11 protein-coding genes are annotated in these 13,158 nt (G+C 48.5%); 1 reads left to right on the forward strand and 10 read right to left on the reverse strand.

Translation table 11 applies throughout. The annotated features are described in order from the left end of the window. Positions 1–74: 74 nt before the first annotated feature. The gene (locus BN1360_RS25355) at positions 75–1,769 is read right to left on the reverse strand and encodes a M3 family oligoendopeptidase (protein WP_068782646.1); all 1,695 of its coding nucleotides are present in this window, start codon (positions 1,767–1,769) and stop codon (positions 75–77) included. A 193-nt stretch (positions 1,770–1,962) separates the two neighbouring features. On the opposite strand from BN1360_RS25355, the gene BN1360_RS25360 reads away from it, so the two are divergent. Continuing rightward, entirely contained in the window at positions 1,963–2,736 is a 774-nt protein-coding gene (locus BN1360_RS25360; RefSeq protein WP_068782647.1) for a GTP pyrophosphokinase, read from the forward strand. A 262-nt stretch (positions 2,737–2,998) separates the two neighbouring features. Here the strand turns inward: BN1360_RS25360 and BN1360_RS25365 are convergent, their stop codons facing one another. From BN1360_RS25365 to BN1360_RS25405, 9 genes are all read right to left on the reverse strand, one after another. Next, positions 2,999–3,673, reverse strand: a complete 675-nt coding sequence (locus BN1360_RS25365) for an ABC transporter ATP-binding protein (protein WP_068782648.1) — start codon at positions 3,671–3,673, stop codon at positions 2,999–3,001. Positions 3,674–3,694: 21 nt separating this feature from the next. Continuing rightward, positions 3,695–4,834, reverse strand: a complete 1,140-nt coding sequence (locus BN1360_RS25370; RefSeq protein ID WP_068782649.1) for an ABC transporter permease — start codon at positions 4,832–4,834, stop codon at positions 3,695–3,697. A 3-nt stretch (positions 4,835–4,837) separates the two neighbouring features. Then, on the reverse strand, positions 4,838–6,136 hold the full coding sequence (locus BN1360_RS25375) for an ABC transporter permease (protein WP_068782710.1): 1,299 nt from the start codon (positions 6,134–6,136) through the stop codon (positions 4,838–4,840). 33 nt (positions 6,137–6,169) lie between these two features. Beyond that, on the reverse strand, positions 6,170–7,471 hold the full coding sequence (locus BN1360_RS25380) for a Fe-S-containing protein (RefSeq protein ID WP_068782650.1): 1,302 nt from the start codon (positions 7,469–7,471) through the stop codon (positions 6,170–6,172). A 58-nt stretch (positions 7,472–7,529) separates the two neighbouring features. Continuing rightward, entirely contained in the window at positions 7,530–8,162 is a 633-nt protein-coding gene (locus tag BN1360_RS25385) for an iron transporter (RefSeq protein WP_068782651.1), read from the reverse strand. Between the two features lie 45 nt (positions 8,163–8,207). Further along, a complete protein-coding gene (locus BN1360_RS25390; RefSeq protein WP_195714312.1) occupies positions 8,208–9,431 on the reverse strand; it encodes an FTR1 family iron permease in 1,224 nt (407 codons plus the stop codon). A gap of 445 nt (positions 9,432–9,876) precedes the next feature. Continuing rightward, positions 9,877–10,617, reverse strand: a complete 741-nt coding sequence (locus BN1360_RS25395; protein ID WP_068782652.1) for a sensor histidine kinase — start codon at positions 10,615–10,617, stop codon at positions 9,877–9,879. A 159-nt stretch (positions 10,618–10,776) separates the two neighbouring features. Further along, a complete protein-coding gene (locus BN1360_RS25400) occupies positions 10,777–11,883 on the reverse strand; it encodes a sensor histidine kinase (RefSeq protein ID WP_229521110.1) in 1,107 nt (368 codons plus the stop codon). A gap of 288 nt (positions 11,884–12,171) precedes the next feature. Further along, positions 12,172–12,918 (reverse strand): LytR/AlgR family response regulator transcription factor, encoded by a 747-nt coding sequence (locus tag BN1360_RS25405; RefSeq protein WP_218652961.1) that lies wholly within the window; start codon positions 12,916–12,918, stop codon positions 12,172–12,174. Positions 12,919–13,158 lie beyond the last annotated feature (240 nt).

Genomic DNA, 13,158 nt, shown 5'->3' on the forward strand with positions numbered 1-13,158 from the left:
GCTTATTTTGCTCAAACTCAAACAGCGCGTACCGTCATCAGGTACGCGCTGTTGTATTGAACATTTTATTAGGTCTACAACGCCTTATCGTCCACTTGGTCCAGCCAATTCTCGATGCTGCCAATAACCGAAGTCACACAACCATCCTCAAATGGAGAGATCAGATCGGCTACCTTGACCAATTCAGTGAAGGATAAGCTGCCGCCTTGACGGCAGAGGCGCAGATAATCCTCCCACGCTTTTTCGCGGTTCTCGTGCATTTTCTTCCAGAATTGAAACGCGCAAATCTGGGCCAACGTGTAGTCAATATAGTAGAATGGGGTCGTATAAATATGACCCTGTTTCTGCCAGAAGCCACCGCGCTCGAAATAATCATTGTCCGCATAATCACGGTGCGGCAAATATTTGCGCTCGATATTGCGCCATGCTTGCTTACGCTCCGCTGGCGTAGCATCCGGATTCTCGTACACAAAATGCTGGAACTCATCGACCGACACGCCGTACGGAATGAAGATTAACCCGCTGGCCAGATGATCGAAGCGGTACTTGTCGGCTTCCTCCTCAAAGAAGAGGTTCATCCACGGCCAAGTGAAAAATTCCATACTCATGGAATGAATCTCACAAGCCTCATAAGTCGGGAAGCTGTACTCCGGTACCTGCAGATGTCTGCTTGTGTACACCTGGAAGGCGTGACCCGCTTCATGGGTCAACACATCGATATCCCCAGACGTTCCATTAAAATTGGAGAAGATGAACGGTGCCCCATACTCGCTAATATACGTACAATAGCCGCCGCTTTGTTTGCCTTTTTTGCTGACCAGATCCATCAGTCCATTATTTTGCATGAAGCTGAAAAATTCATCCGTCTCGGGAGAAAGCTCGGCATACATCTTCTCGCCGCCCTTTACGATCCAGTCCGGATCGCCCTTCGGCGTGGCATTTCCGGACTTGAAGCTGATGTTCTCGTCATAATAGAGCAATTGATCCACTTCAATACGCTGCCGCTGCCGCTCCTTCAGCTTCGTAACGACAGGTACGATATATTTCTGCACTTGATCACGGAAATTAGCGACCATCTCGGCATTATAGTCTGTTCGGCTCATTCTGGCATAAGCCAGCTCAACGAAGTTGTTATAGCCCAGCTTCTTGGCAATTCGCGTCCGTACCTTCACCATATCATCATAGATACGATCGAGCCGATCCTCGTTCTCAGCCAAAAAGCCAGCGCGCGCTTCCTCAGCCCGCTTGCGCAAATCTCGATCCGTAGACTGCATAAAAGGAATCAATTGGGCCAGAGTGCGTTCTTCCCCTTCGAACGGAATTTTCGCCGAGGCGATCAATTGTGTATACTCCGTCTGAAGCTTATTCTCTTGCTGCAGATCCTCAATAATCTCGGGGCTGAATGTCTTAAGTGACAGATCGGCCAGCTGGAATAGCTGCTTGCCCCATTTCTGCTCCAGTTCCGCTCTGAATTTCGATCCTACAAGCGCGCGGTAATAGTCATTAATAAATTCCAGGACGACGGGATCAACCTCGTCATAATAATCGTTCTCCGCCTTATAGAATTCATCGTTCGTATCAATCGAATGGCGAACGCTGGCGATCGTATGCATCGTATCATACTCGCTGCGAAGCTGGTTGATCGCCGTCATCGCCGCATCCTGCTCCTCATAACTTTCTGCAGAAGTGAAGCCGTTCAGGAGCTCCTTGAATTTCACTTCGAACTCTTTGACAACAGGACGCTGATAAGTATATTCGCTGAATTTCATAATCCGACTCTACCCTCTTTCATTATAAGAATAGTGCTATATCTTTAGTTATATTCCACGGTATCCCATGATTTCCTTCACTCGGATTCACCTTACTGGGGCGATTCTGGAAATTAGGTTTGAGACTAAGTTATAATAGATAAAGCTGAGTGATATAGCTAGGCTATCATTATATACGAAAAGGACGACAGACATGATAGATAATCCAATAGAACAAATGAAGCTGATGCAGAAGAAGATAACTCGATTCCTTATGATGTATAAATTTGCTCTGCAGGAAGTAGAGACGAAGATCGATATTTTACAAGAAGAATTCCAGCTGTTGCATGACTATAATCCAATTGAACATACCAAATCCAGATTAAAATCCCCTGAAAGTATTATGAAGAAGCTGTACCGTAAGGGTGGAATCGGCTCATTGGAGGATATCAAGCATACCATTAAAGATATTGCCGGTATTCGCATTACCTGTTCGTTCATATCGGACATTTACCGGATCAGCGAAATGCTGCAAAATCAGCAGGACCTGACAACCGTATCCGTCAAGGATTACATTAAAGATCCGAAGCCAAACGGTTATAAGAGCCTGCATCTGCTGGTAGAGGTTCCTGTCTTTATGTCCGACCGCGTAGAGCCGGTCTGTGTTGAAATCCAGATCCGCACAATTGCCATGGATTTCTGGGCCAGCCTGGAGCATAAAATCTTCTACAAATGCAATGAGACAGTACCCGATGAGCTATTGAAAGACTTGAAGCTTGCCGCCGACACCGCCTTTGAGCTCGACCAGAAAATGGAGCGGCTTCACAATGAGATCAATGAAATCAAGCTGGCTCACCATTCAGAGACAAACGTTCTTAATGAGCTATTTATAAATAACGAAAAGTTCAAAATCCCCGATCATCTTCTGAAGCTGGCGCTGGAGGCAGGAAGTGAAGATGAGGATTCGCAGCCTGATTCCGAATTGTAACGGTAACATTTGGCTGCTGGAATCGCCAACTGGAGCTCTTGCATGTGACTGAATTTAGTTATGCTTAGTTATACTTAGCTGCCCCTAAGAGACAAGTCCCATTTATTCAGCGATCTATGCAAAGTCTCCGGCCCAGACAGGGCCGGAGACTTTGTCCCTCATTGATTGTCCTAACCTCCATTATGCAGCCTGGAAATGCCAACTTGTGTTGCGGTATTGCCAGGCTGAACAACGCTGTCCATTCTTCCATCAGCTATCAAGCTTATATCCCGTTCCTGACCGGATACCGGATTTCACGGATTTTACCGTGCTCCAGACGAATCTGCCGCTCAGCAAGATCCCCTACCTCCGGCGCATGGGTCACCATAATGATCGTATGCCCCTCCTGATGAAGCTCCCGGAACAATTCGAGCACAATCTTCTCATTAGCCTCGTCCAAATTTCCTGTTGGCTCGTCCGCCAGGATCAAAGAAGGATAATTGATAAGCGCCCTGGCGATGCACACGCGCTGCTGCTCACCGCCGGACAGCTGGCGCGGCAGATGCCGGGCACGACCTTCCAGCCTCACCCGCTTCAGCGCGGCGAGCGCCTCTTTCTCGTCAGGCATGCTGTGGTAATACTGTGCGACCATTACATTTTCAACCGCTGTAAGGTGTGGAACGAGATGAAACTGCTGAAAGACGAGCCCAATCTTGTCTCTGCGGATTTCCGTCAGCTTCCTGGCGCTAAGCGAGGTAGTGTCGGTGCCTTCAATACGGATCGTGCCGGAGGTTGGCTTATCCAGCAGTCCGATCATGTTCAGCATCGTGCTTTTGCCGGATCCCGAGGAGCCCATAATGGACAGCCATTCGCCTGGCCCCACTGAAAAGGTGATATCTTGAAGCGCATGCAGATGGCCATAGATCTTGCTCACTCCGGTTATATCCAAAATACTCATTGCATTGCCTCCTTACTTTGCTTACTCTCCCTTAAGCACCACGGCCGGCTCAACGCCGATGACCGATCGCAGCGGAATCATGGACGCAAGGCCGGCAACGGCGAGCGACACGAATACGACGAGCGGGATCACCGCAGCGCGGAAGGAGATTGAGGACTGGAACACGCTGTGTCCGATCACCTGGGCAAGAAGATAGCCGCAACACAGGCCGGCCACGCTGCCGATAAGTCCAAGCACAGCGGCTTCACTCAGGAACTCCAGGGATAATGCTCTGTTACCCGCACCCAGCACCTTTTTTAGTGCGATTTCCTGCCTGCGCTCCATAACCATCGTCATCATCGTTGTGGCCACACAAAGCAAGGTCGAGAGCAGAATAATTACAACCACGATATAGACAAGCGAGCGGATCTTATCAAGCAGCGACGCTTCGGAGCCGGAAATCTGCTTGATCGGATGAAGCTCCATATCTGGGAACTGCATATTAATCGCGGAAGCAGCCTTCTCCAGCCCTTCTCCGGCGACGCTAAGGTAAGCAGCATTCGCAGACGATTCCTGGGCAAAGAGCTTCTGCGCATCCCCAAGGCTGATGAATATCTGATTATCCTCTCTGCCACCGCTGTTGATGACAGCCTCTACCGTCACATTCAACTCGTTCCCGCTGATCTCGTCTTTCAGTGGTAGAACCGTGCCAGCTTTATAGCCAAGCTTCTTCGAGACTGCCTTGCCGACCAGAGCGATTCCTGTAGCGTTGCGATCCGCGGAATATTCGCCAGTAACCTCCCAATATGGAGTGATGTTCGGAATTTGATCCAGCCAGGTACCTACGATAACTAACCGCTGGGAATGAATCTGCGCCAGTCCGTAAAGATTAGGCGTATATCCGACTACACTTTTTTGGGGAAACTGTTCAACGACAGCCTGGGCTGTACTGAGCGAAAAAACCTTCTGCCGGGATTCCGTCCCCGGCGTCAGGATCAGGTTGGCCCCATAGGAGCGGAACTCCTTCCCCATCTTAATGTTGATATCGTAATAAACGTTTAGCAGCCCCGAAATAACGGCCGTTCCTACCACGATAGCAAACAGGGCAATGAGCATTCTTGATCTTCTTTGCCGGAAGGAGCTTCCCAGCATGCGATAGAACATTCGCGATTTGTTCATCATCCCCTAGCTGCCTCCTCTCATGACATGAGCCGGTTGGAGCCGGATAACCATGCGTATTGCCGAGATGCTTCCAGCCAGGGTCAGCAGCACGGAGAGAAGCAGGACAAGCGGGAGAACTATTCCCTTGTAGGAAAGCGTGGCGTTAAATACAGTCCGGTCAATGATATGAGCGAAGCCAAGTCCGGCCCCATAACCCAACATCCCTCCAAGTATTCCTGAGATCAGCGCTTCAGCCAGAAATAACAGCAGGACCGCTGAACTGTGAGCGCCTAGCGCCTTCATCAGACCGATCTCCTTCGCCCGCTCCAGCACCTTGGTCGTCATCAGGCCGGAAATCCCCAGTCCCGAACTGGTCAGGGCCGCCGCGGTCAGGATGAACATCAGAAGCTGGATCTTCGTTAAAATAATACCTTCGGACTCCGCCACCTGGCGGATAACCTTGGCTTCCGAGCCTGGCAGAGCTTTCTCGATCTGGTGCGCAATCGCACTTACGTATGCAGTGCAGTACCAAGTCTCGTAATCCTTGGCCGACAGCCGGTCCGGGTTCTTTGCCGCCCGTCGCGCCAGCTCGTTCTCCGGAGTGGTCAATGCGCTTACCTCGACCTTGGCCACTTTGCCCGACAGACCGGTTGTCCGCTGCAGCGTATTTAAAGGAACAAAGATTTTCTCATCGTCCGTTCCCCCGCTGCTTACAACCCCGCTGACTTTAAGCGGCAGCTCCCGGCTTCCTTCACTCGTCTCAATCGATATAGATAAGGACTGTCCAGCGCTGATCCCGAGCTGATGAGCCAATGAAGCGCCCACAATAGCCGCGTCGCTCGCCTCATCTGTAATCCATTCTCCTTCGACCTGCCACCATGGCTTCAGTTCCCGAATCCCCGTCTCGATGCGTTCCCCTGTTGGCAAATCCAGCGTCTTGTTGAACCACGTGCCTACTACCGCAATTGGTTGGCTCCGCCCCTCGGCTGCGGCAGACACTTCAAGATAAGGCGTAAAAGCTACAATATTGTACGCCCAGAAGATCGTCTTGATCTTGGGCAGCTCAGCTTCCTCAATAAATTGCCGGTCTGCGAGCGGATTAAAATCAACGCCGTCAATCTCGGCAGGCAAAGCGTCCGCTTCGGGTACGATAAGCATATTCGCACCATACGTCTTCAGTTCACGGTTCATTTTGTCGCCGACATCAAGCGAAACATTTAACATGGCCGTAGCGAGCGAGGCACCGAAGGCAATGGTAAGAATTAGCAGAACCTTGCCTTTGAAGCCAACCGTAAACGCCTTGGCGAGCATTCTAAAAAACATCTTCCCATCCCCCATCTTGCGAAGCCAAGCTAGTTATTCAAACAGACTCTCCTGATGGAAAGTGGCGGTCTCTTTCTCCAAATCGGCGCTGGCGATGACCAGATTGCCTTCGTTCATCTGGTAAGGGAGCGGAATCGGATTACAGCCGCCTTCAAAGCCAATCGTCGGAATATTCATAATAACATCGCATTTCCGGCAGATGACTTTGCCGTTCTTCTGGTAATATCCCGTGGAGCCGCATATTTTGCAGGCATCAAAGCCGACGCCATAGGTCGTCTCTGATTTGCGGATAATGATGAACCGGACCATCGTGCCATCGGCCGCAGTATAACCGAAGCGATGAAGGTTCCGGTCATCAACGGAAGCGCGCGGAATTACGATATTATGGTTATGATCGGGCGCAACGGGTTCGGCCGGAGACAGCTCCACCGTCTTGCCGGCCAAGTACGCATCGAGGCCGATTAGGCCGGGAAGCATAATCAACAGGCTGACGATGGCGGCGGCCCAGCGCTTCCTGCTGCGCTCACCGGCCTTGAACTTGCGCTGTACCGCTGGGTTCCAATCCGTGGAGAGGCGCTCTCTGCGCCGCAGGAAGGATGCAACAGCCAATAAAGTCCATACTAAAGATACAGCGATCAGCGCATAGATGTACTTGTCCATGTTGTTAATTAACGGCACCAAAATCTTCATAGCCCGCGGAGTTAAAGGAAAAACACCCCGAGCAAACAAAATCTGTACGATCGTCGAAAGCTGGTTCGCCATCAGAACGATGATTAGAGCGGTGCTGCCAATTGCAATGCTTCCAACCGATAAGGTACGGGTATTCTTGAGGAAGGCCAGCGCAAACAGGAAGCACAAGACACCTCCAAGCACACCGCCGGCAAACTTAAGGATCAGCTCGGTATTAACCACGCTGTAGGTTTGAATAAAAATATTGCTGGGAAACTGCAGTATTTTCATAAACGGCAGAAGGGTCAGCGTGCCTGAGGTCAGAAAAACTATGGCGATCTCCAGCGTTTTTCTGCTGAATAATGGTCCGGATGCTTCGCTTGATGCGCTGCCCCGGCGAAGACGTCTCAGTAACCAGACGTAGCAGACCAGTTCCGTTATAAGACCTGCTGCCATCGCCCAGCCTGTAAATCTTTCCTTTTTAGGGCCGGACAGAACCATTACGTATAATACGAGCCATCCGGTTAGCAAGGCGGCAGCTGCACCGCAGGCAAGCCATCTGGACAAATACATCTTGGCTGTACGGCGCAGCCAAATGATCATGATTGCGAGAATCAACGCTGCTTCGAACCCGCTGCCAAGAATTAATGCAACAGCTTTTAACATTTATCTCTCACCACACTCTTTGGTCTAAACCCCTTGATCCGCTTTGAAAACAGCGATCTTACCAAGTTCTAGGTACCCATGAGAATTCCCAAGTCAATTCGATCGGTTCCTGCCAGAAACGGCCTTTCACGCCAGTGGCATCATCCGTGTGCAGCAGGTAATCCATTTTCTCCGGAGATTCGATCACATACGTCAGCACGTATTCCCCTGCGCCCGCCAGCTTGACGTTAGCCCCGTAATGCGCGCCATCGGAGGCATTCATCGGCATAAAGGTTCCTTCAGACACGACCTTGTCGCTATCCTTGGCTTTGATCTGATAATGAACCGTCAGGTAAGGGATGAATTCCCCAATTCCGAAGCCAGTCGCATTGCCCTCTAAGGCGGCGATATCTGCTTCCAGGTGGAAGTCCGATTGGGAAGCGGGAAGTCCAGCTTTATCGGAAGGCTCCATGTCTACCGGCTGCAAGTAAATGGCTCCAACCTTGATTCCTTCGACCTCCTGCTCTTCACCGATCGGAAACTCCTCAAACTCCGCTGCCTCTTCGTTGGCCGCTGAATTTACTGCCGAATTGTTGTTTCCGGTATGAGTCGCCTGATTATCGTTGCTGCTACCGGTGCCGCATCCTGCCACAACCAGGGAGAACACCGCTGCGAATATTGATAACATCAGAACTTTGCGTATTTTTTTCATTTCATAACACTCCTGTATTTTTATTTGAATTTATGAACACTTGAATTAGCCAGCTTTTCGCTTGCCACCCGCCACGGCCGCGCTCCGACGGGAGGAGAGCGCATACCATACGAAGCCGATGGCCGTAGCAACCAGCAAAATGCCTTGTGCAACCAGGCTTTCTACCGTCGGGTATATCCCCAGCAGTCCGATCACCGGGAATCCCGGAATGGTTGACGCACTGATCATTTGGCCCGCCTGCAGCTCCGTGATGGCTTCTCCGGCAAACATGAAGGCCAGATAATACATCAGGATACTTGTCCCTATAAAGAACGGCTTGAGCGGGACACGCATGCTTCCATAACGGATGATCAGAAAAACTGCAACCAGCGCCACCGCGCCGCCTAAAAAGCCAAAGCCGATCATGCTGACACCGGCCCGGTCTTGTCCGGTCACCAGCGCCTGATAGAACAGCACGGTTTCCGCGCCCTCTCTATACACGGCAAGGAATGCTGCAAGCCATAAGGTTAATGTGTTGCCGGAAGTCACCGAGGTTTGAACCTTGCCTTCTATGTAGTTCTTCCATCGTTTGGCATCGGCTTTGCCGATGAGCCAAAAGCTTACGGAGAACAACACAACTACAGCGATCAGCATTGTGATTCCTTCAAGATTCTCCTGACTTGCCCCGCTGATATTAAACAGGTACTTCAGCCCGATGGCGGTAAGTGCGCTTGCCCCAAGAGCGAACAATGCGCTCTGATAAATGACCCGTACCTTGTCCTGATTGCCGGATTTAATAAGATAAGCGATAATTGCCGCGATGACCAGGATCGCCTCGATACCCTCACGGAGGATAATGCCAAAGGAGGACAGGAATAAGCCAAACGGACCGCTGCTGGACTTGCTCAGCGTCTGCGCATCATCCCGGAGCATACTCACCAGCTCCGACATCCTCTGCTTAACGTCCGCCTCAGATGCGCCTGCAGTCATCGCTTTCCGGATCTGGCGGAATTCCTCCTCGATAATCGCGTTGCGCTTTGAGGAGATATTGTATTTCACCGCCTTCTCCATTTGTCCGCTCTCATACGGCCCATAATAGGCATTGTTCACCTGAGTCTTCGCCTCAGCGACGTCCCCATTGACATAGGTCTTCAACGCCTGCTGCAGCGTATTCTCAATCTGGTCCACTACCTTATTCCAATTGCTGTCCGCCGCATAAACCCGGCCTGGTATGATCCATACCAGCAGCATCATCAAGATCAGTCCGGTTCTCCAAAACCGAATCTGCAAGTTAATCCCCCCTTTGCTGGCGAGCATATAACTGCCTCTCACCTAATTGATAATGATAATCATAATCATTTATGGGGTTATTTTAATGAATATGTACAAGAAAAATATGTGAAAAACATCACATTAATGAGCTAAAGCAGAAAAAAATAACAATCGCTGAACTATAACACGAAAAAAAGAGCGTCCGCGGTCCGGCATACTCGCCGTTCTTATGGGCACTCCCTGTTCATTTCAAAGCATTCCTTCGAGTTTATACGGTTCTCCCCCGCCGAATGGCAATTTCAAGTTTGGCTGCCTGCATCTGTGGGTTGTTCACTTTATGAATATCTGCCTGTAAATAGGCACCTCAACACAATCCTGTTATGTATGAATCCATGAGTACGCTTGGAACCAAACCGGACTTGGACACCCGTGACAGTAGAGGTGACAATAGGGTATTGTTCAATTAAGAGTATGCCAGAGGAAGATAAATTTCGAATATCGTCCCCTCCCCTATCGTACTGCTTACTCCAATTGTTCCTCCATGGTCATTCACGATCTGTTGGCTGACCGCCAACCCCAAACCGGTACCTTTCTCCTTCGTGGTAACAAAGGGTTCAAACAGTCTCTCACGCACCTCTGCGGCAATACCATTGCCATTATCACCAATCGCAAACTTGGCGAATTCCCCTTCTTTCTCCATTCGAATTTGGATTATTCCGGGGCGTCTTCCTTGCAGATCAGCCACGGATTCAGCAGCATTTTTGATCAAATTCAACATAACCTGCTTAATCAGCTTCAGATCGATCAGAAGCGGCAGACTCTCTTCGGCAGCTATAAGCTCTATCTCACAATTCATCACAAAGGCCTGGCTGCTCGCTAAAGTCCCTAATTCTCCAAACAGTTCTGAGCCTTCTATCATTATTCTCTCTGGGGGCCTCAGCCTGGAATAAGTCATGAAGTCCTGCAGCATTTCACAAGCCTTATCAATCTCCAGCAAAATGACGCGGGCATATTCTTCTCGGCCGATGGTTCTGAAATGGGGCTGCAAAAGCTGAATAAATCCCCGAGTTACTGTCAATGAGTTACGCACCTCATGCATGATCACTGCCGACATATTGCTGTTCAGCGCGGGATTACCATCCACACAGACCACCTGCTCCGTTTTTTTACAGTCATATAGAATTTCCAACGCAACTTGAAACATTAAGGATTCCTCCCCGTCTTAGAAAATGGTTTCCAAAAATAGAAGGAGTTTCAATAGATATGCACCTTCACTTTAGCATCCCTCGGCCCCCTAAAATTACAACTTGTTCCAAATCAATTCATATTGGTACTCAATTAAGATTTTTGGACAATAAACAGCTTATGTACCTATAGAAAAAGCCTCGTAATCTTCCGAATCCTGAATCCGGTCTTCCATCCATCTTGGAATATGGAGCTTAACCGTAAATACTCTAGTCGGCTGATCCACTTCGACAAGAACCACTCCGCCCATCCCCTCGATTATTTCGTTAACAATGCCCATACCGAACCCATGGTTATGCTCATCGGACTTGGTCGTGTACAATTTGCCCTGCACCAGTTTGACCTCCCCATGAAAGGAATTCATCACCTCAACGTATACCCAATCCTGGCTCGTATGACCTCTAATTTTTAGAAAACGCTCAGAATGACTGGAGATCTTGCTGCAAGCTTCAAACGCATTCCGGAACAGATTGGAGAATACACGAATTATATCCACATTTTTAAGCCCGATATGCTCCGGTACAGGCAGCAGTGCGGAAAAGTCAATATGATTCTGCTCGCAAAGCTGGGCTACCTCCTGGAGCATTGCATCGAGAATCAGGTGATTGGAATAGGACTTATAGTTCCTTCTGGTCCATTTCTCGGTCTCTTCAATCTCATTGATTAACTGAACGGCCTTCTCGGTCTCCTGATTGTTCAGCAGCAGCTTTACCGAGTTCATTAGGCTGGCATAGTCATGTCTGAAAGTGCGGAATTCTTCAATAAAGGTCTGATAAGCGTTATAGTGCTGTATCTGCCTTTCAAGCTGCTCATGCAGCTCTGTTGTATATTGTTCATATTCAAATAAAGCGGAGGTTCGAACCGCATGTCTCAGAATCATATAAAGTCCAAACTTGCTAATCATACAGGATATGCCATACAGCATATAGAACCAGACCGTCGTCATCTCCATAAAATAGCTGGTCGAAATAAATTTAAGATAGACGATCCAAATCAGCAGGTGAATCAAAAGCTTTTTAAGTTGTTCCCGGTTATTCATCAGTTGCTTCATTCTTGAGACAGGGACAACCTTCTTTCCAAACAGGGAGCATAACAGAGAGGAAGTTAACATCGACAGCCATAATAAGATCTGCCAGGCCGCATCGAGCTGCAGAAGATTGCTGATAATGTCGCCGAATAGGAATACAGAGATGAAATCCAGAATTCCCCGGGTGCTGTTGATCATAAACAGATATAAAATAACCAGGAAAAAAATCTGCAATAGGTTCACCGTGAATAAGAGATAAATTGAGAGAATCATAGAAGCGGTAAACCATAATTCACCGATATCGAATGAATTAAAAAGACTCGATATTGTACCAATACCGAGATTAACAGTAGCAACTAAGGCGAGGCGGCCCCGATATGCAGTTTTAACAGGAAATATTTTTCTGATATATAGCAGTATTAGAGAATTATTGGTAGAGAAAACAACGATCGCTATCCCTGAAAAAAGCATGCAGACCTCCTCGCATCATACCAGCCTGTGGATATTGAATTGAGATATGTACTCTGAAAACATCTGCCTGACCATCTTCATGTAAGTTACGCCCACGGGAATAATCTCCCCCGTTTTAAGCAGCAGATGACGGGGCTGAAATTTGGAGATATACGGCATGGAGACAAGATAAGAGCGATGGACGCGTATAAAGTTTTTGTTCTGAAGCTGCTGCTCTACCTGATCCATTGTCCCGTAGAATTCAGCGGTATCCGTGCCGTTGTAATGAACCATAATAATTCTCTTCCAAATTTCGAAATAAGAAATATCCTTGATGGGGATCAACTGCTTGGTGTTCCCTACCTCGCATAAGAACATGCTGGCAGCTTTTTTCTCTGACAGGGCTACAGCGCGCAAAAAAACCTCCTCAAACCTCTCCACTGAAGTTGAAGACTTCAACAGATATTGAACTGGCGATATGTCAAATGCGTCATATACATAGTCCTCGCTGGTGGTTAAAAAGATGATTTCAGCTTGGCACCCACTTTCACGGAGCTGTCTAGCCGCCTCAATGCCGTTCATCGATCCCATGAGTATATCCATATAGATAATCGCCGCCTGATTTGGCGACTCAGACAAATGAAACAACAAAGCCTCGCTGCTGATAGAGGTGAACAATGTAATTTCTACATTGTGCCTTTTTGCAATATCGGTAATCCAACGGCCATACTTCTCGATTGTGTCCTCGTTATCATCACATAAATATATTGTTATCAAATCCATTCACCACTCTGCTTACTTCCCAAGACGCCTAATTTCCACAAAATAGTACTTAATTTCACAAATAAGGGCTTGAAAGTACGAATCTCGACAACTGTCGCCTTTAATCAATTTGTAATTATATTCTAATTTAGGGATCGCAGATTATTTATATCCTGAATTCGCTATTTTTCGTACTATATAAGTTTGGAGACAGCTCTTTCATCCATTTACAATAGAAAAAAGAGCAGCGAAAACGCTGCT

This window comes from Paenibacillus sp. GM2 (assembly GCF_900069005.2).
Classification (GTDB): domain Bacteria; phylum Bacillota; class Bacilli; order Paenibacillales; family Paenibacillaceae; genus Fontibacillus.

Coding starts and splice junctions, on each gene's coding strand:
- BN1360_RS25375 (WP_068782710.1), bottom strand. CDS start 6,136: ATGTTTTTTAGAATGCTCGCCAAGGCGTTTACGGTTGGCTTCAAAGGC.
- BN1360_RS25380 (WP_068782650.1), bottom strand. CDS start 7,471: ATGTTAAAAGCTGTTGCATTAATTCTTGGCAGCGGGTTCGAAGCAGCG.
- BN1360_RS25365 (WP_068782648.1), bottom strand. CDS start 3,673: ATGAGTATTTTGGATATAACCGGAGTGAGCAAGATCTATGGCCATCTG.
- BN1360_RS25395 (WP_068782652.1), bottom strand. CDS start 10,617: ATGTTTCAAGTTGCGTTGGAAATTCTATATGACTGTAAAAAAACGGAG.
- BN1360_RS25355 (WP_068782646.1), bottom strand. CDS start 1,769: ATGAAATTCAGCGAATATACTTATCAGCGTCCTGTTGTCAAAGAGTTC.
- BN1360_RS25385 (WP_068782651.1), bottom strand. CDS start 8,162: ATGAAAAAAATACGCAAAGTTCTGATGTTATCAATATTCGCAGCGGTG.
- BN1360_RS25360 (WP_068782647.1), top strand. CDS start 1,963: ATGATAGATAATCCAATAGAACAAATGAAGCTGATGCAGAAGAAGATA.
- BN1360_RS25400 (WP_229521110.1), bottom strand. CDS start 11,883: ATGATCAACAGCACCCGGGGAATTCTGGATTTCATCTCTGTATTCCTA.
- BN1360_RS25405 (WP_218652961.1), bottom strand. CDS start 12,918: ATGGATTTGATAACAATATATTTATGTGATGATAACGAGGACACAATC.
- BN1360_RS25370 (WP_068782649.1), bottom strand. CDS start 4,834: ATGATGAACAAATCGCGAATGTTCTATCGCATGCTGGGAAGCTCCTTC.